The following is a 22,009-nucleotide window of genomic DNA, read 5'->3' as shown; positions in this document are numbered from 1 at the left end:
ACTATAAATTAAATAGGCAGGTAAAAATCAGTAATAATTGGCAAGTGGTCTGATGCGGCGCGAGCTAATTTTATGTGTCCAGCAAAAGAGTTAATTACTTCTAGATCTCCTCGATAAAATATTCTATCTAGTGCTCGAGAGGGTAATATTGAAGGGAAGGTTTTAGTCTTGCCTAAAACTGGTGTGAAATCATTTGCATACAATACTTTTCTGCATAGATTTTGCCACAGATCGTTGAAATCACCACCTAAAATAATGGGTAATTTATGTGGATTACTCGTTGTATAATTGTCGTTTACAATTCGTGTGACTTGAATTTTCCGTTCATAGGCAGCTAAACCAAGATGAACATTAATAAATTTAACTGATCTTACATGACCGCCAGATTTTATTTTAATTTGTGTGGCTAAACTGCGTCTCTTTTTCTTAGGTGGGACAGTGAGATCAATATTAGAATGATAGCTTAAAGGGTAATGGCTAAGAATAGCATTACCATAACAGCCATATTTTAATTTAACGTTAGCTTGAAACAGCGAATACTTAAAGTCTAAATTATTTGCTAATAATTTAACTTGGTTATCATGTCTTGAGCGCGGCACGCCTTTGTCGACTTCTTGAAGCAAGACGATGTCCGGTTGATAGTGGCGAATTGTCTCTACTATTCTTTCAGGTCTATATTTGCGATCAATGCTACCTATACATTTATGTATGTTGTAAGACATTACTCGAAATTGCATAATACCCTTTCTGTTATAAATATCTTAATTTTCTATTTGTCGAGTAACCATTGTAAAGCCGTATTATTGTCTTCAAACTGTCTAACTCTTCCCGATATCAACCATGAACCTATTTTAGAGCCAACTTGTAACCATTTCTTATTGCCAATTACTGCGACTTTTTTAAATTCGCTACCATGCTTTAAACTCAGTTTGAAATCGTCCCATGCAGCTCTTATCTCCCAGCCTTCGAATTCAGATCCATCTATTAATGCGATAATATTAGGATCTTTTATACCTTCAAGTGCACCTTCAATCATTGGTACAATAATCCCATAATCCTCGTGAGTCAGTTTTCCAATGGCCTTGATATATAAATAATAGTTATTATCTGACCGTTCTATTCCTACTGATAAACCATGTCTTAATAAGTCCATAGCAGCTCCTAATATTAATTAGCACATAATATGTAGTAATATAGTGAAATAAGACGAATGATGATTGATTTGCATCAATAATAATCTTGTCGATCAGACTACTCTGAAAACAGTGGGATTATCAATTTATATTTTATCTTGACGGCTTACAAGTCAAGTGTTTAAAGGATGTTAACTTGTATGCCATATTATTATTTGGTAAGCCTACTATTATTCCTTCTTGCAGTTTACTCTGCGATTCATGCACTTTTACATAAGACAGACTCACGAGCTGCGTTTGGCTGGATTACTATTTCTTTGTTGCTTCCGTTATTTGGTCCAATATTATACTTTTTATTTGGTATTAATCGTGTTCATGAGAGGGCAAAAAAACTTGATTATCCGCCACTTAAATTTGATTCCTACACACAAAATCTTCAATCAGAAATTCCTGATTCTTTAATCAATATCCAGCATATTTCTTATCAATTAACCAAATTGCCATTGGTTGCAGGTAATACGATAGAAGTATTATTTTCTGGAGGACAAACCTATCCTGCAATGCTTGAATCAATAAGAGCCGCTAAAAAATATATTTACTTATCAACTTATATTTTTAAAGTGGATGAAATTGGCGCGAAATTTGTACAGGCGTTGATTGAAGCGAATGACCGTGGTATTGACGTATATGTATTAATTGATGGGATAGGCGAACATTACTCGAGGATTAAAGCGCGACGTATATTATCTAAGCAGGGCGTTAAGGTGGATAGGTTTTTACCGCCCAAGCTTTTTCCATTTAATATGAATGTTAATTTAAGAAACCACAGAAAAATATTGGTAGTAGATGATGAAGTGTGTTTTGTTGGTGGTATGAATATATGTAATGAATATATGCTTGAAGTATCACCCATGAAAGATATTCATTTTAAAATTAAAGGAGAATTAACTTATCAATTAAAAGCATTATTCGAATCTGATTGGGATTTTGCTAATGGTGGTATTGATAAAAATCAAAATAAACCTTTTTTTACATCTAATAATCTGACTTGGTGTCGAGTTATTAGTGATGGTCCTGGAGAAAATCTAGGGCATTTATCGCTCGTGATATTTAGTGCTATCAATGCAGCTACGAAGAGCATTTGTATAATGACTCCATACTTTTTGCCTAGTAAAGAACTACTGCATGCGCTGCAAGTAGCAGCTTTGCGAAATGTAGATGTATCTGTGGTATTGCCTCTAAAAAATAATCTTAATTTTGTCAATTGGGCAAGTCGACACATGTTGTCTCAACTTATTACCTCGGGTGTGACAATATACTATCAGCCACCACCATTTGATCATTCTAAAATATTTGTCGTTGATGAATTTTATAGTTTGATTGGATCCGCAAATATAGACCCAAGAAGTTTAAGGCTTAATTATGAAGTGGCTGTTGAGATTTATGATGCTCCTGTGGCATTTAAGCTAACTCAAAATTTGAATAGCATTATTAAAGTTAGTCGTCGAGTTGCGTTAGATGAGCTGGAACGTAGACCATTAATGATAAAAATAAGAGATGGAATTGCTTGGCTTTTTTCACCATATTTATAATGTAAAAATATATTTCACTAGTTTATATGAAAAGGTAGTAATACATGAATTCTAGAATAACTGAATTATTGAAAGAAATTAAAGAGCGTGAAGACGAGTTAGAAGAAGTAATTAAATCATACGAAGGTGAATTTTTTTATAAAATTGAAGGTACAAAAGTCAAATTTGATAAGCTCATTGAAGATGCGCATCGTCAATTAAAGACAGGGCTTATACAGTGGTTTCTAAATAGTGAACTTAGAAACGTAATTACTGCTCCATTTATATACTCTATGATTATTCCATTTTTATTGATTGATATATTTATTTCTATATATCAACTTATATGTTTTTCTTTATATAAAATTCCTTTAGTTAAAAGATCAGAATATATTGTAGTTGATCGGCATCATTTGAAATATTTAAATGCGATAGAGAGAATGCATTGTATGTATTGTGGGTATATAAATGGATTAATATCCTACATGCGTGAAATAGTGGCTAGAACCGAACAATATTGGTGTCCTATTAAGCATGCACGTAAAGTACTTGATCCACATAGACGTTACTTAAAATTCTCTGACTTCGGCAACTCTGAAAGATATCAAGAACATATTCTTGCGATGAGAAAAAGTTTTGATGATGATTGAAATATGACCAGAATGTCATGAGATATCATTGATTAAATAAGTTGTGCATGGCGAATTGGTAATTTAAGCTGGGATTGGGAGTTGAACCAGTCCGCGACAAAGTGTTTTCCAGTTAAACTTTTTTAGATTCGCAACTGATTGCAATCTTTCTTCGCCAAAATTGGCGGGCACATTGCCATTAAGCGAAGCATGCACGCGATGATTGTTATAGTAGTCGATGAAGTCATCCAGTTTATTCTGCAGATCAACTTCATTCCAAAATAATGTCTGGTCCAGACACTCGCGCCTTATAGTGCCAATCACTCGTTCGACATAAGGGTGTGAAATTGGCGTAAAGGGAATGGATTTCACTTCTTCAATTTCCAGAATTCTAAGGTTGGCTTTCCATCGATGAAATTGAAAAAGAGGGTCGTTGTCCGTACTTATATAATGAGGTGCACTTTTATTAGATATGATCTGATTGAACATCCTGCAAAGAGTTGGGCCATCGACAGGTCCTTTATTGACTGAACATCCAATCATCCGTCGACTCCAGATATCCATGACGACGAGTACCCAATGCGTTTTCAGTGTAGTGGATTCACAACAGAATAGATCAATACTCCACAAGCTGTCTTTCATGTTAGCAATAAAAGATAACCAAGAAGGGCCGCCTTTGTCATTAGGGCTTGGATGATAATGTTTCATCAATATCCTTCGCACAACATCTTTGTTAATTTCGATACCAAATGTATTTGTAATAATGAGTGCAATACGTGGGCAGCCAAACCTGGGATTGCGTTGTTTAATTTCGATAATGGCTTTAATCAAATCACTGTTGGGACCTTTAGGGCCAGGTTTTCCTTTGCCAGTAGAAGAAAAAAGTTGTAAGTATTTTCGTTTCACGAGTGCCTTGTGAAACGAGAGAAGGGTCGAAGGTTTTAAAATGATGCAAGATCGAGAGATTCGTTTGGGAGAAAGCAACATTGCCAACCACCCAAAGATCAGTCGATCCATAGTAGTGAGGTTGGGTGCTTTCGATCTCGATCGTTGAATGACTAACAGTTGTTTCTTTAGCGTCAAGTTTTCAGCCGCAACTGCCTTTATTCCACTGGGTTGAAGCAGGCGGATAAGTAGCGTTACAAAATGAATGGCAAGTAAGAGTACATCCTTCATGCAGACTTATCATAGTTAGATTCCAATCAATAACAAGACTGCGAATTCAAGTGATATTATGCAAAAATACTAATTCGCCATGCACAAGGCATCACAGAGATTAATGCACCAATGCTTGATATAGAAAGCTATTCTGGTCTTTCATGGGCCACTTGGCATGAAGCAATACCAGTCGCATTAAAGTTATATAACGCAAAGCGCATTGGCTTAATTACTCCATTTGACAAGAATGGAAATCAAAATGCTGCTCGCATGTTTGTGGATATGGGTTTTAAAGTTGTTTCATCTGTGGGATTTTCATGCGCTAATGCATTGCATATAGCTCATATTCCCAACTAGGCTAAAGAAAAAGCAATTACAGAATTGCTCGCAGCTGATGATCTTGATGCAATAGTTCAATGTGGTACGAATATGAGTATGATAGATGTGGCAGAGAAACTTGAACCTATTATCGAAATTCCGGTGCTAAGTATCAATACTACACTATTTTGGTATGCATTAAGAGAGAATGGTTTTAATGAAAAAATTAAAAATGTAGGTCGAATATTCCGAGAATTCTAGATGCGTCCTTGTAATAATAAAATTAACTTATCCATTGAAATCGAGAGTTTTGTATTACCATGTTGGAATTCTATTATGCTGAGAATTGCTAATGACTAAGCAATTTCCTTGTCCTGTAACAACAATTTTCTCAAGAAGAGTAAAAGCTGGCTATGAAAATGATTATGAACAATGGCTCAAAGATATAACTAATGTTTCAAACTCTTTTAAAGGTAATCAAGGAACAACAATTATCAGGCCTAGTGGAAATAATTTAGAATATATATCTGTCGTGCAGTTTGATTCCACGGAAAATTTAGAAAACTGGTTAAATTCTGAATTACGTGCAGAATGGATTAATAAGCTTGATACCATCACGTTAGATTCACAAGAAGTTACAACGTTAACTGGTATGGAGAAGTGGTTTACTTTACCCGATCGCAGTATAAGCCAAGCGCCACCAAAATATAAAACAGCCATATTGCTGGTTCTCGGTTTGTACCCACTAGTCTTGTTATTAGATTATATTTTATCTCCTTTTGTTTCAGACTGGTCTTACTTAATTCAAATTTTATTGTCGATAATATTATCAGTACCTATTATGGTTTGGCTGATAATGCCTTGGTTGACAAGGCTATTTTTTAAATGGCTATACCCGAGTTAAATCAGTCAATTTTAAAAATGAACTGACTAGATATCTGTTCAATACTCTATTTATTGTTTTAAAGGTGTTAGGTTTTGCAACATAGTAGGAACCAACTCAGCAACCGTAGGGTGAATGTGTACTGCATTCTTGATGACTTCATAACTTTGCCCAGCGTACATTGTATCTAGAAAAAGATGTATAATTTCATCACCACCTACACCAAGTATATTTGCACCTAGTATTTCCTTGCTGTCAGCATCTACCATCACTTTCATGAATCCTTGAGTTTCACCTTTTTCTTTTGCACGTCCTACATTTGCCATCATCATTTTCCCAACTAATGCATTTTTTCCACTATTTTTGACTTGTTGCTCTGTCATTCCTACGCGACCTAAAGGAGGGTCAATGTATAAGCCATAACAAGGAATACGATCACTGACTAAGCGTGTTTTTGAACCCAGTAACTGATCAGCAACAATTTCATAATCATTATATGTCGTATGAGTAAATGCACCTTTACCGTTGCATTCTCCTAATGCCCAGATTCCTGAAACACTAGTTTGAAGCTGATCATTAACCGGAATCAAACCTCGAACATCCGTTTCCAAGCCTGCTTTCTCCAAACCAAGATCATCTGTATTTGGCACTCTGCCTACTGCCAACAACACATGGCTACCAACAATCTTTCTAGTTTCATCTGAACATGACAAGCTAGCTACTACTTTGTCGCCTTGCTTTTCAAAACTGATGCATTCAGCATTGCATTCAATTTGAATACCTTCGTGTTCAAGAATTTCCTGAACACTCGTAGAGACATCATCGTCTTCTCTGGCAATTACACGGTCAGACATTTCAATGACTGTCACTTTGCTGCCAAAACGTTTATAAATTTGTGCAAACTCTAGTCCAATATAACTACCACCCACAATTATCAGATGCTCTGGCAAGGTATCAACATCCATTATGGTGGTGTTAGTAAAATACTCTATATCACCTATACCTGGCATATCTGGAACTCGCGCGCGAGCACCAACATTAATAAACAATTTATCTGCGCTAATTGTTTTTCCATTCACTAATACAGAATTTGCACTTTCAAAAGTAGCATGGCCTTCATATACATCCAGATTATTCATGCCTTTCAACCAGCCTGTTACACCCTGATTCGATTTGGCCACAATGTCATCTTTTCGTGCTTTGACTAATTTCATGTCTACGGTAATGTCACTATCCAACATAATTCCGTATTCTTTGGCACGACGAGCCATGTTTGCTACTTTGGCGCTGGCCACTAAAGTTTTAGTTGGTATACACCCAGTGTTTACGCAGGTACCACCAAATAAATGCCGCTCTGCTATTGCTACTTTTTGCCCATTGGATGTGAGAGAGGCAGCCAATGAAGGGCCAGCCTGACCTGCGCCAATGATGATGGCATCATAATGTGTCATTTTTACAATTCCTTTTTAGCCATTATGTTTAGGCAATAAAGTATATTTCATAGCCAAAGTTTATCAAAGCCAGAGATCTTTTCACTTCGTGGTGATATTCATTTAAAAATCGTCAGTCAAATTCGGTTAACTTATCATTACCTTGAAATTTAAACATATGTCATTCAAAAAATAATTAATAATTTTTACTATTGTTATTTATATCAATTTAAGGGATTATGTATTTCAATAAAATATTAAAATAATTAATTATGTCTTTGAATAATAATTTAATAGCATTTTCTGTATGTTTATTTGTTGGATGTGCATCTAATCCGGATGAGCTTCAAAAAAAACAAGTCTCTTCTGATAAGTTCAGTGACTATAATTGTGAAATGATTGGAAATGAATTTGAGCGAAATCACCGTCGTACGAAAGATTTATATCGAAGTCTTAAACAAGAACGCGATGATGATGTAGCGCAATCATGGATCGGTGGTCTCTTGTTTTGGCCTGCTTTATTGGCTCTAGAAGGGGGTGATGGGCCTGAAGCAGAAGAATTCTCACAGCTTCGTGGCGAATGGGATGCGCTTCAAAGAGTAACTATTGTAAATAAGTGTGATGTATCTATTGTGCCAGAAGATCCGGTAGATGAAATTAAACGCGAAATTGCTATAGAAGAGGAAGAAGCTAGAAAGAAAGCTAAATCTGCACAGCCAAATAATCCTTAGATAAAATAGATATACTACAAAAATCAAACAGGTGTATAAATCATATATGAAAAATCAACATATAATTTACTTTTTAGCTCTTGCAATTATTTTGCTAATAAGCGGCTGTGCCTCTCCTGCAAAAATGGAGAATATGACTATTCCCTCAGAAGATTGGGGGCAGTACAAAGGAAGTGATAATTTAAAAAATAATTTAATAGTGGATACAGTCTCCGGAGGTAAAAGTACCAATCCACTATGGACATCAGAAATTAGTAACGAAGATTATAAGCAGGCGATGATTAATTCGTTGGCAGATGCGCAATTTCTAAATAGATCTTCAGTAAATAGTGATTATTCACTCTCAGCAGTATTAATAGAAGTTAAGCAGCCTATACTTGGTGCAAGTATGACAGTCACTACAATAATTTCATATTCCTTAGTGGAAAATGAAACCAAAAAAGAAGTATTTTATAAAAAAATCACAACGCCCTTTACAGCAAAGTGGAATGCTGCTTTCTTAGGGGTAGAGAGATTAAGATTGGCTAATGAGGGTTCGGCTCGAAATAATATCAAGTCACTAATTGAGCATCTTCAAGAATTAAACATTTAGTATTGACTGTTTAACTGGTAAACGAGAGTAGAGCAGGGCTCGCCTCATAAGCCTAATACTGCGAATTAATCTTGTACCTGCTAAGAGACATTGTAAATTCTTCAATAAAAATAGCTATTTCTGCAAGATTCATGAAGATCAAATTTCGTTAAGTGCAAGTGGATTTGAGCATTTAAAGTAAATTTGGTAGATGTCTCCTTACTTATAATCCCTTACATAAACAATCCAATACACAAATGCTACAAATATACTCCCTCCAACTATATTTCCAGCGGTTACAGGAATTATGTTTGTCATAAAATCAGTAATTCCTATTTGTCCATCGCTTAGAATCATGCCAAGCGGGATAAAGTACATATTTGCAATACAATGCTCAAAGCCTAATGCAACAAAAGCTGAGACAGGAAAAATAATTGCTAAAATTTTGCTTGCTACATCACGTGCTGCAAAGCATATCCAAACTGATAGACATACCAGTGCATTACATAAAATACCTCTAATAAATGCTTGTAAGGGGTCTAGGTTAGTTTTGTAGACTGCAATGTTTAATGCATTCTCGGCGAAAGCGTTCTCACCAATAGTAAGTACACCAGACCAAAAAATTAATAATGCCGTTCCAACAGCTCCTACAAAATTTGCGATATAGACGATAGACCAGTTTCTTAACAGCTGAAGCGTTGTTACTTTTTTCTCGGCCCATGCCATCACAATAAAATTATTACCTGTGAAAAGCTCTGCTCCACCCACCAGCACCAGTATCAAACCCAATGAAAATGCTAGACCACCTAGCAATCTAGCGGGACCTAGTCCCATATCGTTATTGGTCATGACTAGTGTGTAAAACATAGCACCAAATGCTATGAAAGCACCTGCCATTAAGCCCAACATAATCGTTGGTACAGTAGGCATGACAGCTTTAGTCACACCAATATTTTCTACTAGTTCAGCAATTTTTGCAGGTTTATAAGCGTCAACTGATTGATCTTCCAAAATGGCGTACCTCTTATTTGATTTTAATGATAAAAACAAGAAGAAAGTTATTCTATCACTAAGTTGTCTTCTTTATTATCCAGTTGCGAATTTCTGCTTGAGGCCGGTTCCTGCTGTATAGAGCTAAATAACACCTTCATTCAGATTGGTTCTCTTCTAACTATGTTTCGGCAAATCATCATTAATATCAATAATACGGCTGTCATAAAAAAAATGGGATTCTGGATGAAGCTCTTTAGGTAGATTTCCACTATAAGACTTGCTAATCAACAACTGTGAAAATACTTTCCAATCCATAGCATTAGAGTTGTAAATAGTGTCTCCACATTCACTACAATAGAACTTCTTCATTTTAAGTTTAGAGTGCTGATATTCTCTAATATAAACACTGCCTTTTAAGACCGTAACATTATTATTATCCCATGCGTTTACAGAATGATAAGGTACATTTAATAGTTCTCGACAATCTTCGCAATGACAAAATCCTTTTACTTTTGGGTTTCCTTGCATAGAGACTTCAATTATTCCACAACTGCAACTAGCTTTATAACTTTCTATTTTATCCACTAAAATTCCTCATAAATTATTTTTAAGATTTAATTATTTAAATTCGTCTGCTGCAGTGCTATGCTAAAATTCCATGGAATTCAATCTATTTGAATAAGCAAATAGAGCAGGTGTGCCTCCGGTATGCCAAAATAAAATGTTATCTCTCTTGTCAAATTTTCCGGTTCGGATCATATCAATTAAGCCACCCATAGCCCTTCCTGTATAAACAGGATCTAACAATATTCCTTCTGTTTGTGCTGTCAACGAAATTGCTTCGTTCTCCAAGTGACCAAGCACGCCGTAACCTTCGCCAACATAGTCAGAATTTAAATTTAAATCTTCTTCTAAGAATTCTTGATTAAAATCAATGAAATTTGCAGTACTGTTTGCAAGAGACAATATGAATTGATCAAAAGAAACCATATCTGTTTCTCCTTTATCAATATTTATGCCAATGATTTGATATGATGAATTAAGTATCTTCTTGCCAAGCATTAGTCCAGCTTGTGTTCCACCTGAGCTTGAGGCAAAAACGATATGTGTGAACGACTCATTCATGTTATGACTTTGCGCTATAATTTCTTTCAATGCATCTACACATGCTAAAGCTCCTAGTTCATTCGAGCCACCATATGGCACAACATAAGGCTTCTTTCCTGCTTGTTGTAGTTGTTTAACAATTTGAGGAATGTCTTCTCCCTTGCGATTAATTCCAGCCCAATGAATATGGCAGCCAAATATTTGATCAAGCAATAAATTGCCGTTAATAATTTCAGGTTTTTCTCCACCTAAAACAAGATGGCATTCAAGTTGCAGACTTGCAGCTGCGGCAGCAGTTTGCCGACAATGGTTTGATTGTGTTGCTCCGGCAGTAATTATAGTATCTGCACCACACGCCAACGCATCTCCAAGAATAAACTCTAGCTTTCTGGTTTTGTTACCACCCAATGCAAGACCCGTATTATCATCTCGTTTCATAAATAATTTAGGGCCGCCAAACATTTTGCTTAACTTGGAAAGTTCGACAATCGGTGTTGGGAAAAAACCTAAAGACTGTTTCGGAATATTATTATAGTTCATCGATTTGATCCGTTATGCTGCTAACAGCTGTTATATAAATCTGCAGAGTCAAGTTAATATCATTCGCAATTACTTATATAATTACACAAGTTATTGGTAACCAAAACAGTGTTTAAATATAAGAAATATAGACAAAAATGCAAAACGAGATCAAGGTTTACTATAATCTTGAATGTCGTTTTGGGTCGAAAGTGGACATTACTTGAAAACATGCTATGCGTTATTGGATTAAGCCTGCTTCCTACCAGTAACAACTCTAGGGCTTAGAATGCACGTTAAGTCGTTCACAAAAGATAAATTCAAATTAATTCAATTGATTAGCGAGCTTTCTCTACCGTTTGTCAGTCTCAGACTACCGTTGGCCTTGATTCAACATCATTTAAAAATAATGCATATTAAAAAGTGTGAATTAACACATATTACAAAGTGTGAATTATGAGTAAAACAACTTAATCAAGAAAATAAGGCGGCGGCATGACAAGAAAAAGTATAATTATTTTTATTATATTAGGTGCTTTTTTTGTATCAACAGTTGTTATTGGAGAGCAACGGCAAAGGCTTTCTGGTGGCGAATTATTAAAAGAAGCGGATAAAACCGTACAAGATCGAAATGCTTCTCCTGTTCGACGAATCGAACGTGACCATAATCGACGCAATAAAAATAATAACATCGAAGTATTTATTCGCTCGATTAATGGAACGAATAATAATATTGCAGTCCCAGACATGAATACGCCTCACACACAGTTGGCTCGCATTGCACCAAATGCATATAGTGATGACATATCAGCATTAGCAGGAGCAACACGACCCAATCCACGTGTCGTTAGTAATAGTGTATTGGCGCAAGCCATCTCAACACAAACCCCAAATGTTGCCAGTGACTTTCTTTGGCAGTGGGGCCAATTTCTAGATCACGATATTGATTTAACCGAAGGCGTGCCGATACCAGAACCTGCTAACATTGCTATCCCTTCTGGAGATGAGCTTTTTGATCCTAATGATGCGGGTGATGTGGTGCTGCCATTCAACCGATCAAACTATGATGAACTGACAGGACTCAATGCTGATAATCCACGCCAACAAGTTAACGAAATCACCGGCTGGATTGATGCATCTAATGTATATGGTTCTGATGATGAGCGTGCCGCTGAATTGCGTACTTTAGATGGTACCGGAAAATTAAAAACCAGTGAGGGCAACCTACTACCATTTAATACTGCGGGTTTAAGTAATGCTGGTGGTCCAAGTGAGACATTATTCTTGGCAGGTGATGTGCGTGCTAATGAGCAAGTTGGACTCACAGCTATGCATACTTTATTTGTTCGCGAGCATAATCGACTGGCAACAAGAATTGCTAGACGTCAATCCAATTTAAGCGGTGATGAAATTTATCAACGTGCACGTAATAAAGTAGCTGCGCTTATGCAGGTCATTACTTATAAAGAATTTATACCCGTGCTACTTGGACCAAATGCATTAAGTGAATACAGTGGTTATAACCCCGATCTTGATGCAAGCATTCGTAATGAATTTTCTACTGCTGCATATCGCTTGGGACATAGTTTACTTTCACCACAAATACTGCGATTGGATCGAAGTGGTAATGAAATTGCTTTTGGAAATCTCTCCTTGCGAGATGCTTTCTTCTCTCCCGGTAGTATTATCAATGAAGGTGGTATTGACCCTATATTAAGGGGGCTGGCAAAACAGGCTTGCCAAGACCTTGATGTGCTTATCATTGATGATGTTCGTAATTTTTTATTTGGTCTACCTGGTAATGGAGGGTTTGATTTAGCTTCACTCAATATACAACGTGGGCGTGATCATGGTTTAGCTAGTTATAATGATACTCGCGTCGCATTAGGTCTGGCACCTGTTGTGAACTTCGCAGATATTTCATCGAATACTGACATACAAGCAAAGTTGGCTGAAGCTTATACGACCGTTAACGAAGTTGATCTTTGGGTAGGTGGCCTCGCAGAAGATAAAGTAGCCGGGGCATTAGTGGGAGAAGTTTTCTTTGCTATTTTAAAGGACCAATTTGAAAGGCTGCGTGATGGTGACCGCTTCTGGTATGAAAACAGCATGTCACCTCGTCAAGTACGTTCAATTGAGCAGACATCTCTTGCGCAAGTGATTCGTCGTAACACACGTATTGGTAGAGAGATTCAAGAGAATGTTTTCTTGGTGAACTCAGATAATCCTAAGAAAAGAAAAAGGCGAAATTAAAGCTCTGCAATTTAAAAGAAGATGCATGCTTAATCTTGGCTTTGAGATAATTAGTGTATGTTAATTATTTATCTTAATGTGTGCACATCCAATCATTTTTTGCTTGAGTGCAGTGCCGGAATATATTAAATATTTCTTTGCAAAGTATTTTTAGGATATTGAGAAAAATTATATAAAATTAAAATTCTGAAGTGCGAAGGAGTACAAGCGTACAGGCCACTTCAACTAGAATATCAGCCTTTTGCAATTGTTTTATGATATTCGAATCCTCAGTCCCTGGGTTCAAAATAACTCGGCCAGGAGAGGACTCTATGATGTCTGCGACCAAGTTCGATAAGATAAATGGACGCACATACACTGTGATTGTATCAATCTTGTGTGAGCATGATGCTAGATCAGGGTGACACTGAATCCCATCAATGATGTCGTATTTTGGATTAATTGGAACGGCAGTGTGTCCATTTGAGATCAATGATAATTGAGCTTTATATGCATGCCTATAATGTTGATTGCTTGCTCCAAGTATGGCTACAGCCTCTGACATTATTCCAACTCCAGGATTCTAATAGAGGGTAAGTAAGAGTCTTTTAATAGAGATAATGAATGATCAATACTTATCATAAGTTTATATGTTATCAATTTAAAAAGCGGTTTTAAGTGTTTCCAGATGTTCTCTTTACTTACTTTACCTGTTACTTGAATTTATATTAGGTAATCATAATTGGTTTCATTAAGTATAATAATAATGAAAATGCACTGCAGAATATTTTATGATGAGTCAAATAGAAACAATGTGAAATAAATTTAAGATAATTTGTGTCATTTCGAATCATATAGGGAGGTACCTATATAATATATTCCATATATTTTAACTAGTTATGTTCTAGGCATGTCATTTGCAGTACTACTTTGGATAACATCAATTCAAAGAAGGGTAGGAGAATTATGAGTAAGGGTGCAAAAAAGCGCATTATTTTAAATGCTTTTGATATGACATGTGTGAGCCATCAATCATCAGGGATGTGGACTCATCCAAATAGCCAGGCTTCAAGATATAATGATATAGAGTATTGGACGAACATGGCTATTGAGCTTGAACGTGGAGTTTTCGATACTTTGTTCATTGCTGATGTTAAAGGTATGTATGATGTATACCGTGGTACTGCAGCGGCATCGCTTAAAGACGCAGCACAAATTCCAGTTAATGATCCATTTTGCGCAATTGCAGCAATGGCAGCTGCCACAAAGAATGTCGGATTCGGCGTAACCGCTGCAGTGACATTTGAGCCTCCTTATCTTCTTGCAAGCCGATTATCAACCCTAGATCATCTTACCAAAGGCCGTGTTGCATGGAACGTGGTGTCTTCATATTTGAATAGTGCCGCGCTTAATATTGGTATGGATCAACAGATGGCACATGATGAACGTTACGACTATGCAGATGAATATATGGAAGTGATGTATAAGTTATGGGAAGGCTCATGGGAAGAAGACGCTGTTAAACGTGATAAAGAAAGTGGAATATTTACTGATCCTACAAAAGTTCATCCTATTAAACATGAAGGTAAATACTTTAAAGTTCCAGGGTTCCATTTATGCGAGCCTTCACCACAACGTACCCCGGTTATCTTTCAGGCTGGTGCATCTAGTCGTGGCCGTCAGTTTGCAGCCAAGCATTGTGAAGCAATGTTCATTTTGACAACTAGCCCTGAGCATTCGAAAACAGTTACGGATGATATAAGAAAATATGAAAAGGAAGCAGGGCGCAATCCTGGTTCAATTAAAATCTTTACACTTTTAACAGTTGTGACGGGCTCAACCGATGAGCAAGCACAACAGAAATACGAAGATTATTTACAATATGTAAATCCTGAAGGCATGTTGGCACTATACGGTGGTTGGACTGGTATAGATTTCTCTAAATTAGAACCTGATGAGCCACTCAAGGCATTAGATAATGATGCTCTGCGTACAACACTTGAATCATTAACTGAAGATGGTGGAAAAAATGTGTCCGTGCGTGATGTGATTAAAGAGCGTTGCATTGGTGGTCTTGGTCCAGTACTTGTTGGTGGGCCTGAAAAAGTCGCTAATGAGTTAGAGCGATGGGTAGATTACGGCGGTGTTGATGGGTTTAACCTTGCGTATGCTATCACTCCAGGATCTGTCACCGACTTTATTGATTATGTAAGGCCTGAACTTGTGAAGCGAGGACGCGCACAAACAGAATATGCGCCAGGCACATTTAGAGAGAAACTGGTTGATCCGTCAAGTCCATATACAGGTAGTGATCATCCTGCAACTAAAGTTCGAGGTTCATATAAAGGTAAAGAATCTATCGAAGATGGTACAACTGATTCGCCATGGGCAGGCGCAAAACATTTTCATGCCCACTAAGCAAAATTATACTGTAGTAGTTTAATGTGCCAGATAAGTGAGTATTCTATCTGGCACATTGTTACGTAAAAATAATTGGAGGTGAGAAATGCCTATATTTGCCGTACAAAGAAACTTAGCGGGTATATCAATGGAAGATCTTGGCGCTGCTCAAAAAGCAGCAATAGAAAAAAGCAATGAATTTTCTGAAAAAGGAACATCTGTTAAATATATTAGAAGTAATTTTTACCCAAGTAGCGAAAAGTGTACGTGCTTATTCGAGGCGGGTGATGCTGCTACTGTAAAGTCAGTAAATGAGGAGGCTTCTCTACCTTTTGAAGAAATTGAGGAAGTATTAGATTTGAATCCATAATTATATATTATGGATTTTAAGACTGATATTTTATAAATCAATTAGATCATGTTGTTGAAAATATGATGGGTGTTAATTTCAAGTAGTAGATTTGATTTATATAAATTTCTTAAAATATTGTAATGAATCATTACTCCCCACTTTTATGACATTAATAGCTAAAGTACAAGACAAGAAAAAAATTAAAGAATCAAGGTAAATCATTATGGGTTTTACGCATGTACATAAAATTTTAGTCGTTGATAGCGATATAGAATTTGCTGAAACAGTCTTAGAACCTCTCATGGAAGAACAGTTTGATGTAAAACACGTTAGAAAAGTAGATAACGCGGTTGATATGCTGTTATCTGAACATTTCGACTTGGTACTCAGCGACCTTAATATGAATGGCCAATCTGGCTTGGATCTACTTAGAAAAGTTAGATCTGAAAAGTTGGAATGTCCTATTATAATATATACAAGCTATACTTCTATAAAGTGTGCAGCTCAAGCGTTGCGTCTAGGTGCAGCAGACTATATTTTGCGTCCGTTTACAGATTCATATTTGTTACATGCTGTTGTACGTGTAATCAATGAAAGAAGTATTAAAAAAGAAAATAAAAATCTCAAACGTGACCTAGATGTAGCATTGCGTCAGAAAAGAGAAATAATTGGTGAAAGCCAATCGATGATTGAATTGAAGTCATTGATTACTCGTGTTGGCCCCTGTGAAGCAACTGTATTAATACAAGGTGAAAGTGGAACCGGAAAGGAGCTTGTTGCGCAAGCTATTCATAGAGCAAGCCCAAGAAGAGAAGGCAGATTTGTTGCAGTCAATTGCGGCGCTATTCCAAAGGAGCTGATGGAGTCAGAATTTTTTGGTCATGCAAAAGGTGCTTATACCGGAGCAACGAATGAAACAGAAGGTTTAATACGACAAGCTAATGGCGGCACTTTATTTCTGGATGAAATAGCTGAGTTGGATCTTTCGCTTCAAGTTAAACTGCTTAGAGTAATAGAAGAAAGAATTGTTAGACCTGTTGGAAGTAATAAAGATTACAATGTTGATATAAGAATCATTGCAGCGGGCAATAGAGACCTGCATTACGAAGTTAGTAAGGGCAAAATGCGTGAAGATCTTTATTATCGACTTAATGTTGTACAGATATTAGTTCCTCCATTAAGAAAAAGAGCAAATGATTTAGTATTATTAGTAGATCATTTTATTGAAATGCACAATAAGAAATTAGGCAGAAAAGTTAATAGTGCAAACAATGAGTTGATTGAATATTTAATGGAATATGAATGGCCTGGTAATATTAGAGAGCTAGAAAATTCAATTGAAAGGGCTATCATATTAGCCACAGATGATGAATTGAAAATAAAAGACTTCAAGCATATAAGGAGTCATCATGCGTCTAATTTAAATTCAACATTATCGGACGAAAGCGAAATTGCGCCTATGTCTATTGAAGAGTTTACCAAAAAAATTGTTAAAGACTATCAGCACGAATACAGCGAACAGCAACTTGCATCACTATTAGGTATAGGCAGAAAAGCGCTTTGGATGCGACGAAATAGATGGGGTTTGTATCGTACTAAAAAATCTGCCTCGCAAAATTATCAAGATTAAAGCTTATACCTAAAGAATCTCTTAGTGTTTCTTGATTGTTAAGTAGGAATATCTCTTCTGAATAATAGCTTACAAAAATTATTGAAATGAATAACACCATTCTGCACCTATCAAGTTGCAAGTTTTAAGGTGCCAATGTTATCTTGTCAGCATAAAATTCATTAACTTGCTTTCTATGCGGGTGGAAAATCCATGACTAAACTGATTTTGGTATTAATAGCTATATGTGTTTCTAATATTGCTTATGCAACGACTAGTCTGTCTGAAGATCTTGATAGATTTGTAAAAGATTTCATTGAAACAGCGCCAGAGGATGTGCAGAGTGACTTCAATAATGGGGTTGATGAAGTAAGATATTCAGGAATTCTAGATAAAGCAATAAATGTTGGTGATTATGCGCCTGAGTTCAATCTCGTTAATGCTATAGGAAAATATGTCAGTTTATATGATCAATTAGAGAAAGGTCCTGTGGTTCTCGTTTGGTACCGTGGTGGTTGGTGTCCTTACTGTAATTTACAACTTCAACACATACAAAAGAAATTAAATGAAATTCATCAGGCTGGTGGACAGGTTATTGCTATCTCGCCAGAGCTACCGGACAAAACAATGTCTACCAAAGAGCGACATATGCTTGAATTTCAGGTGCTTAGTGATACCAAAAATAAAGTTGCAGATAGGTATAAGCTTGCTTATACCGTGCCTAATTATGTAGTAGACCATTACGATTTGTCATCTAAATTGAATGCTCATAATGGTGATAATGAAAATAGGCTGCCGTTAGCTGTTACATATGTGATTGCTAAAAATGGTGTGGTTGAATATGCATTCTTAGATGCGGATTATAAAAATAGAGCAACTCCAGAAGAGATAATTACTGTGCTAAAGACTTTAAATGAATGAATTCCTTTAAGTATTTTCGTTGCTTATAAAGATAATAAAAATAACAGCATTTTATTAAATGATTAATCAATAGCTTCTTGTTGACTGATTTTATTTTCTAATAAATATTTTATGTACAATCGGCGCGATTCTTTGTCGCGAGGAATAGATTGATTTTTGCACCACCAGGAATAACTCGTTGGATCAATTTTCAAGCGTTCAAATAGCTTGCCACGATTGGTTAAAATAACAACACTTTTGTCTGCGTGAGCCAACCATATTTGATAAGACGCGTGGAAATTATCTTGATCCTCCGATATATCCTTCATTTTATTCCAGGACCTTTCCGAATACCATGGAATACCAATCACAGCGAAATGTTCTTTTTTATTTTTTTGGCTAGACATTGTAGCTAGATAGAAATGTAGTTGGGTTTAGTTTGAAAATTGTAGGCAAACTATATCCAATTCCTGTGCTTTATTGGGGTAAATTTCCGAATAAACGGATAATCCGCGCTAGTATAGGGCTGTATGGCATGCTATTTAGAATTTAATTGACCAAAAATTATATGGTTAGCCCAATTCGAAAATCATGATTATTTGCTAATGTTCAGTTTTCTGAGAGCATTTTGCTCTGTATACTTTACGGTATCTTTATCTGAGCCAAGTGCTTTTGCTATAACAGTTATGCTGCGACTTGGGTTCCGTTCTTCTACTTGATGCGTACTTAGCTTTTTCACGCTATTACTAGCATCAATATTCTTAATTCCGTATCTCAAGCAAAGTACTTTTGCTTCGATAGTAGTTAGCGTGTCATTTGGATCATCAATCATTGTAGAGTCTCTTTGTGGGCTTATCTGTATTAATTGTGATTAGATAGTCCATTTATTATTGTTTTGAATTTCAAGAGAAGCAATTGTAATAGAATGTTGGTATTGATAAGTGAGTTAAATCACATCAGTAAATTGAGTAACATTTTTTTACAATTTATGCGTACCAATGCTGATATTTTAATTGTTAAATGAACTTGTTTGAAATTCTAATATTAAATTATGGGTGGATTATATAGTGAGCATAGTAGATATACCTTACGCGGCACCAAAAATTATATTGTTTGATTGGCACGCCACATTGGTTGATACGCATGATGCTATGTATCACGCTATTGATGATGTTTTGCCTAAGCTAAATGAGCTGGGTGTAGTGGATAGGATGGTGAAAACTGAGGATAGCAAAACACTGGAAGATGCTAAATTAGTTAAGTATGTGCGCGATAATAAAAAACTACACCCAAAGTTAAAGGTTGCTCGTAAAGTCTCACGTACTGATATTTTTCAAGTGCTGTTTGGCGATGATGAAGAGGCAAAGAAATTGGTCCATGAAGCATTTGATGATGCTTATCGTGATTATTTTGGTGATGTACACCCTTTTGAGGAAGGTGTTGAAAAAATGTTAACAGATCTACGTGAATTGAACTTGGCCGTAGGGGCGCTAACTAATCGAAATCGCGAATTTATGATGCATGAGGTTTCGGTGGTTAACGAAACTGGTTGGGAGCATTTCTTTGATGTTATTGTTTGTGGAGATGATGTGCCGAAGAGGAAGCCGGCTCCTGACCAAATTTTAAAAGCACTCCATGAATTAGATGAAGAAGCAAGTTTGTCTTGCTGGTATGTGGGTGATAGTACTACCGATATTATTGCGGCAAAAGAAGCTGGCGTAACAGCAATTTACTACAATGGGGCAGATTGGAGCAAAGAATGGCTGGATAAAATTTTTCCAGGTACAGTCACGCATCCACATAGACCTGATGTTATTGTTGATGATTTTAAAGAGTTAATGCATTTGGTTCGGCTGGAAACATTTGCAGTTTCTGAGTAATAGATTATAAATTAGTGCTATTAAATTTTAATACAATATCAAAAGCACATCCCCGCAATTCTGTGATTAATTTTTGCTTAAACAATCGGGTTATATTGCTGTGAGAATTGCCCAGTGAATCAGTGTAATATAGAGATTACATGTTTAATGATTAAACTTTTTTATTTAGCATAAGTTAATTAACCCTATTGCATTGGAATTTGATGTCAAGTTGTTGTAATTCACCTAAACAGGAAAGTAGCTGTCATGAGCCCGGTAGTTCAGTGGATTATTTGCTATGGGGTTCGATATTATTCTGCACTATATTATATGTTTTGCATTGGCAGTTTTTAGTTGTTATAGAGCAAGTGCAATGGTTAGAAGTAATGGCGCAATCCGTATATTCTTTATTGAATATCGTATGGTGGGGAATATTGCTAGGTATAGTAATGCTGGCGTTATTATCAAAAGTGCCACGTGAATTTGTTATTTGTGTTTTAGGTACCGGAACAGGCTTTGGTGGAATAATGCGTGCAACTATAGGTGGCGTCTTATTAGATTTATGTAGTCATGGTATCTTGATGGTAGGTGCTAAATTATATGAAAGAGGTGCGAGTGTTGGGCAAGTGATGGCATTTTTAATTGCAAGCCCATGGAATTCATTTTCATTAACAATAATTTTATTTGCTTTGATTGGTTTGAAGTGGACATTATTTTTTATTTTTGCCTCAATGCTTATTGCCTTGTTTTCTGGTTGGTTATTTGATTCTTTGGAAAAAAAAGGTGTATTGCCCGCTAACTCTCATACCATAGAATTACCTAGCGAATTTAATTTCTGGTATGAAGCCAAAATGCAGTTGTCCTTAGCAACATTTAACACAAATACATGTTTGGATATGCTCAAAAGCGGGATTTTAGAATCACGCATGGTAGTGAGATGGATTTTATTCGGAGTGTTACTGGCCAGTCTAATTCGTGCCTTTGTTGACGTATCTTTGTTTCAGCAATATTTCGGTCCGACCATGGTTGGTCTAATTTTTACCCTTATAGCAGCCACGGTAATAGAAGTATGTTCTGAAGGTTCAGCACCAATCGCTGCTGATTTACTAACACGTGCTAAATCTCCTGGTAATAGTTTTGCGTTTTTAATGGCTGGTGTTTCCACAGACTATACGGAAGTAATGGTGCTTAAAGAATCGACACGCTCCTGGAAGATAGCCTTATTTTTACCTTTAATTACTGTTCCGCAAATATTTATTATCGCTTGGTTGGTCAATTTGCAAACCTCATAGTGAGATCACCAAGAAATTTGTGAGTACATTACATTCTCAGATACATGTAATTCACGTTTTATTGAGCAAATTGCATACAATTCTGCTTGTCATAAAATTTTAACTTATCTCGTATTTGAAAATTAAAATTTAATAATTGTTTATATAGTATTGATTTGTAAAGATATAATTATGACAAAGTATTTGTATCTTGACTTCACTTTTAATCCAAGTATGTTGCCCACACCTTAATAATATAAACGTCTCAGCAAATTTATAGGGCTTGCTAAAACACGGCTTTTTGATGCTGAAATGTTACTATGACGTAAAGTGTACTGGTGAT

At 36.2% G+C, this 22,009-nt stretch carries 24 protein-coding genes; 14 read left to right on the top strand and 10 right to left on the bottom strand.

Features of this window, described 5'->3' with window-relative positions; all coding sequences use genetic code 11:
• Positions 1-8: 8 nt before the first annotated feature.
• Complete coding sequence (locus R8G33_05030) at positions 9-737, bottom strand: endonuclease/exonuclease/phosphatase family protein (GenBank protein MDW3095021.1); 729 nt, start codon at positions 735-737, stop codon at positions 9-11.
• Positions 738-769: 32 nt separating this feature from the next.
• Positions 770-1,153 (bottom strand): STAS/SEC14 domain-containing protein, encoded by a 384-nt coding sequence (locus R8G33_05025; protein ID MDW3095020.1) that lies wholly within the window; start codon positions 1,151-1,153, stop codon positions 770-772.
• Between the two features lie 180 nt (positions 1,154-1,333).
• Between R8G33_05025 and cls the strand changes: the two genes are divergently transcribed.
• Both cls and R8G33_05015 read left to right on the top strand, forming a co-directional pair.
• A complete protein-coding gene (cls, locus tag R8G33_05020; GenBank protein ID MDW3095019.1) occupies positions 1,334-2,725 on the top strand; it encodes a cardiolipin synthase in 1,392 nt (463 codons plus the stop codon).
• A gap of 44 nt (positions 2,726-2,769) precedes the next feature.
• Positions 2,770-3,354 carry a hypothetical protein gene (locus R8G33_05015; protein MDW3095018.1) on the top strand — a complete coding sequence of 195 codons (585 nt, stop codon included), beginning with the start codon at positions 2,770-2,772 and terminating at the stop codon, positions 3,352-3,354.
• 63 nt (positions 3,355-3,417) lie between these two features.
• Here the strand turns inward: R8G33_05015 and R8G33_05010 are convergent, their stop codons facing one another.
• Positions 3,418-4,509: an integrase core domain-containing protein gene (locus tag R8G33_05010; protein ID MDW3095017.1), complete on the bottom strand. Its 1,092-nt coding sequence runs from the start codon at positions 4,507-4,509 to the stop codon at positions 3,418-3,420.
• A gap of 111 nt (positions 4,510-4,620) precedes the next feature.
• Between R8G33_05010 and R8G33_05005 the strand changes: the two genes are divergently transcribed.
• The 3 genes from R8G33_05005 to R8G33_04995 all read left to right on the top strand — a co-directional run bounded on the left by R8G33_05005 (position 4,621) and on the right by R8G33_04995 (position 5,713).
• Complete coding sequence (locus R8G33_05005; GenBank protein ID MDW3095016.1) at positions 4,621-4,848, top strand: hypothetical protein; 228 nt, start codon at positions 4,621-4,623, stop codon at positions 4,846-4,848.
• A 24-nt stretch (positions 4,849-4,872) separates the two neighbouring features.
• Positions 4,873-5,070, top strand: a complete 198-nt coding sequence (locus tag R8G33_05000; GenBank protein ID MDW3095015.1) for a hypothetical protein — start codon at positions 4,873-4,875, stop codon at positions 5,068-5,070.
• A gap of 91 nt (positions 5,071-5,161) precedes the next feature.
• Positions 5,162-5,713 carry an antibiotic biosynthesis monooxygenase gene (locus R8G33_04995; GenBank protein MDW3095014.1) on the top strand — a complete coding sequence of 184 codons (552 nt, stop codon included), beginning with the start codon at positions 5,162-5,164 and terminating at the stop codon, positions 5,711-5,713.
• Between the two features lie 50 nt (positions 5,714-5,763).
• Here the strand turns inward: R8G33_04995 and R8G33_04990 are convergent, their stop codons facing one another.
• Entirely contained in the window at positions 5,764-7,143 is a 1,380-nt protein-coding gene (locus R8G33_04990; protein MDW3095013.1) for an FAD-containing oxidoreductase, read from the bottom strand.
• Between the two features lie 251 nt (positions 7,144-7,394).
• Here R8G33_04990 and R8G33_04985 point away from each other — a divergent pair, with 251 nt between their 5' ends.
• Positions 7,395-7,853, top strand: a complete 459-nt coding sequence (locus R8G33_04985) for a metal ABC transporter ATP-binding protein (protein ID MDW3095012.1) — start codon at positions 7,395-7,397, stop codon at positions 7,851-7,853.
• 46 nt (positions 7,854-7,899) lie between these two features.
• Positions 7,900-8,445: a hypothetical protein gene (locus R8G33_04980; protein MDW3095011.1), complete on the top strand. Its 546-nt coding sequence runs from the start codon at positions 7,900-7,902 to the stop codon at positions 8,443-8,445.
• Positions 8,446-8,643: 198 nt separating this feature from the next.
• Here the strand turns inward: R8G33_04980 and R8G33_04975 are convergent, their stop codons facing one another.
• The 3 genes from R8G33_04975 to R8G33_04965 form a co-directional block, all read right to left on the bottom strand.
• Positions 8,644-9,435, bottom strand: coding sequence for a formate/nitrite transporter family protein (locus tag R8G33_04975; GenBank protein ID MDW3095010.1), 792 nt, complete (start codon positions 9,433-9,435; stop codon positions 8,644-8,646).
• A 156-nt stretch (positions 9,436-9,591) separates the two neighbouring features.
• Entirely contained in the window at positions 9,592-10,002 is a 411-nt protein-coding gene (locus R8G33_04970) for a GFA family protein (GenBank protein MDW3095009.1), read from the bottom strand.
• A gap of 63 nt (positions 10,003-10,065) precedes the next feature.
• The gene (locus R8G33_04965; protein MDW3095008.1) at positions 10,066-11,064 is read right to left on the bottom strand and encodes a D-cysteine desulfhydrase family protein; all 999 of its coding nucleotides are present in this window, start codon (positions 11,062-11,064) and stop codon (positions 10,066-10,068) included.
• 474 nt (positions 11,065-11,538) lie between these two features.
• Between R8G33_04965 and R8G33_04960 the strand changes: the two genes are divergently transcribed.
• Entirely contained in the window at positions 11,539-13,296 is a 1,758-nt protein-coding gene (locus R8G33_04960) for a peroxidase family protein (GenBank protein MDW3095007.1), read from the top strand.
• Between the two features lie 178 nt (positions 13,297-13,474).
• Here the strand turns inward: R8G33_04960 and R8G33_04955 are convergent, their stop codons facing one another.
• A complete protein-coding gene (locus tag R8G33_04955) occupies positions 13,475-13,840 on the bottom strand; it encodes a CoA-binding protein (GenBank protein MDW3095006.1) in 366 nt (121 codons plus the stop codon).
• Between the two features lie 401 nt (positions 13,841-14,241).
• On the opposite strand from R8G33_04955, the gene R8G33_04950 reads away from it, so the two are divergent.
• The 4 genes from R8G33_04950 (at position 14,242) to R8G33_04935 (ending at position 18,557) form a co-directional block, all read left to right on the top strand.
• On the top strand, positions 14,242-15,693 hold the full coding sequence (locus tag R8G33_04950; protein MDW3095005.1) for an LLM class flavin-dependent oxidoreductase: 1,452 nt from the start codon (positions 14,242-14,244) through the stop codon (positions 15,691-15,693).
• 88 nt (positions 15,694-15,781) lie between these two features.
• Complete coding sequence (locus R8G33_04945) at positions 15,782-16,045, top strand: DUF4242 domain-containing protein (GenBank protein MDW3095004.1); 264 nt, start codon at positions 15,782-15,784, stop codon at positions 16,043-16,045.
• 205 nt (positions 16,046-16,250) lie between these two features.
• A complete protein-coding gene (locus R8G33_04940; protein MDW3095003.1) occupies positions 16,251-17,657 on the top strand; it encodes a sigma-54 dependent transcriptional regulator in 1,407 nt (468 codons plus the stop codon).
• A gap of 192 nt (positions 17,658-17,849) precedes the next feature.
• Positions 17,850-18,557 (top strand): peroxiredoxin-like family protein, encoded by a 708-nt coding sequence (locus tag R8G33_04935; GenBank protein MDW3095002.1) that lies wholly within the window; start codon positions 17,850-17,852, stop codon positions 18,555-18,557.
• A 62-nt stretch (positions 18,558-18,619) separates the two neighbouring features.
• On the opposite strand, the gene R8G33_04930 is transcribed toward R8G33_04935, so the two are convergent.
• On the bottom strand, positions 18,620-18,943 hold the full coding sequence (locus tag R8G33_04930; protein MDW3095001.1) for a hypothetical protein: 324 nt from the start codon (positions 18,941-18,943) through the stop codon (positions 18,620-18,622).
• A 188-nt stretch (positions 18,944-19,131) separates the two neighbouring features.
• Positions 19,132-19,368 carry a hypothetical protein gene (locus tag R8G33_04925; protein MDW3095000.1) on the bottom strand — a complete coding sequence of 79 codons (237 nt, stop codon included), beginning with the start codon at positions 19,366-19,368 and terminating at the stop codon, positions 19,132-19,134.
• A 235-nt stretch (positions 19,369-19,603) separates the two neighbouring features.
• Here R8G33_04925 and R8G33_04920 point away from each other — a divergent pair, with 235 nt between their 5' ends.
• A complete protein-coding gene (locus R8G33_04920; GenBank protein ID MDW3094999.1) occupies positions 19,604-20,416 on the top strand; it encodes an HAD-IA family hydrolase in 813 nt (270 codons plus the stop codon).
• 203 nt (positions 20,417-20,619) lie between these two features.
• Entirely contained in the window at positions 20,620-21,687 is a 1,068-nt protein-coding gene (locus R8G33_04915; protein ID MDW3094998.1) for a permease, read from the top strand.
• Positions 21,688-22,009: the final 322 nt, after the last annotated feature.

It is taken from the genome of Gammaproteobacteria bacterium (assembly GCA_033344735.1).
Taxonomy (GTDB): Bacteria; Pseudomonadota; Gammaproteobacteria; order UBA4575; family UBA4575; genus UBA1858.
This window is presented reverse-complemented; position numbering and strand designations above follow the sequence as displayed.

What these genes read in the sequence shown, in the direction of transcription:
- R8G33_04915 (MDW3094998.1), top strand. Translation starts at nt 20,620, where the DNA reads ATGTCAAGTTGTTGTAATTCACCTAAACAGGAAAGTAGCTGTCATGAG.
- R8G33_05010 (MDW3095017.1), bottom strand. Translation starts at nt 4,509, where the DNA reads ATGAAGGATGTACTCTTACTTGCCATTCATTTTGTAACGCTACTTATC.
- R8G33_04960 (MDW3095007.1), top strand. Translation starts at nt 11,539, where the DNA reads ATGACAAGAAAAAGTATAATTATTTTTATTATATTAGGTGCTTTTTTT.
- R8G33_04945 (MDW3095004.1), top strand. Translation starts at nt 15,782, where the DNA reads ATGCCTATATTTGCCGTACAAAGAAACTTAGCGGGTATATCAATGGAA.
- R8G33_04995 (MDW3095014.1), top strand. Translation starts at nt 5,162, where the DNA reads ATGACTAAGCAATTTCCTTGTCCTGTAACAACAATTTTCTCAAGAAGA.
- R8G33_05015 (MDW3095018.1), top strand. Translation starts at nt 2,770, where the DNA reads ATGAATTCTAGAATAACTGAATTATTGAAAGAAATTAAAGAGCGTGAA.
- R8G33_05030 (MDW3095021.1), bottom strand. Translation starts at nt 737, where the DNA reads ATGCAATTTCGAGTAATGTCTTACAACATACATAAATGTATAGGTAGC.
- R8G33_04950 (MDW3095005.1), top strand. Translation starts at nt 14,242, where the DNA reads ATGAGTAAGGGTGCAAAAAAGCGCATTATTTTAAATGCTTTTGATATG.
- R8G33_04930 (MDW3095001.1), bottom strand. Translation starts at nt 18,943, where the DNA reads ATGTCTAGCCAAAAAAATAAAAAAGAACATTTCGCTGTGATTGGTATT.
- R8G33_04980 (MDW3095011.1), top strand. Translation starts at nt 7,900, where the DNA reads ATGAAAAATCAACATATAATTTACTTTTTAGCTCTTGCAATTATTTTG.
- R8G33_04985 (MDW3095012.1), top strand. Translation starts at nt 7,395, where the DNA reads ATGTCTTTGAATAATAATTTAATAGCATTTTCTGTATGTTTATTTGTT.
- R8G33_05005 (MDW3095016.1), top strand. Translation starts at nt 4,621, where the DNA reads ATGCTTGATATAGAAAGCTATTCTGGTCTTTCATGGGCCACTTGGCAT.
- R8G33_04925 (MDW3095000.1), bottom strand. Translation starts at nt 19,368, where the DNA reads ATGATTGATGATCCAAATGACACGCTAACTACTATCGAAGCAAAAGTA.
- R8G33_04935 (MDW3095002.1), top strand. Translation starts at nt 17,850, where the DNA reads ATGACTAAACTGATTTTGGTATTAATAGCTATATGTGTTTCTAATATT.
- R8G33_04955 (MDW3095006.1), bottom strand. Translation starts at nt 13,840, where the DNA reads ATGTCAGAGGCTGTAGCCATACTTGGAGCAAGCAATCAACATTATAGG.
- R8G33_04940 (MDW3095003.1), top strand. Translation starts at nt 16,251, where the DNA reads ATGGGTTTTACGCATGTACATAAAATTTTAGTCGTTGATAGCGATATA.
- R8G33_04990 (MDW3095013.1), bottom strand. Translation starts at nt 7,143, where the DNA reads ATGACACATTATGATGCCATCATCATTGGCGCAGGTCAGGCTGGCCCT.
- R8G33_05025 (MDW3095020.1), bottom strand. Translation starts at nt 1,153, where the DNA reads ATGGACTTATTAAGACATGGTTTATCAGTAGGAATAGAACGGTCAGAT.
- cls (MDW3095019.1), top strand. Translation starts at nt 1,334, where the DNA reads ATGCCATATTATTATTTGGTAAGCCTACTATTATTCCTTCTTGCAGTT.
- R8G33_04965 (MDW3095008.1), bottom strand. Translation starts at nt 11,064, where the DNA reads ATGAACTATAATAATATTCCGAAACAGTCTTTAGGTTTTTTCCCAACA.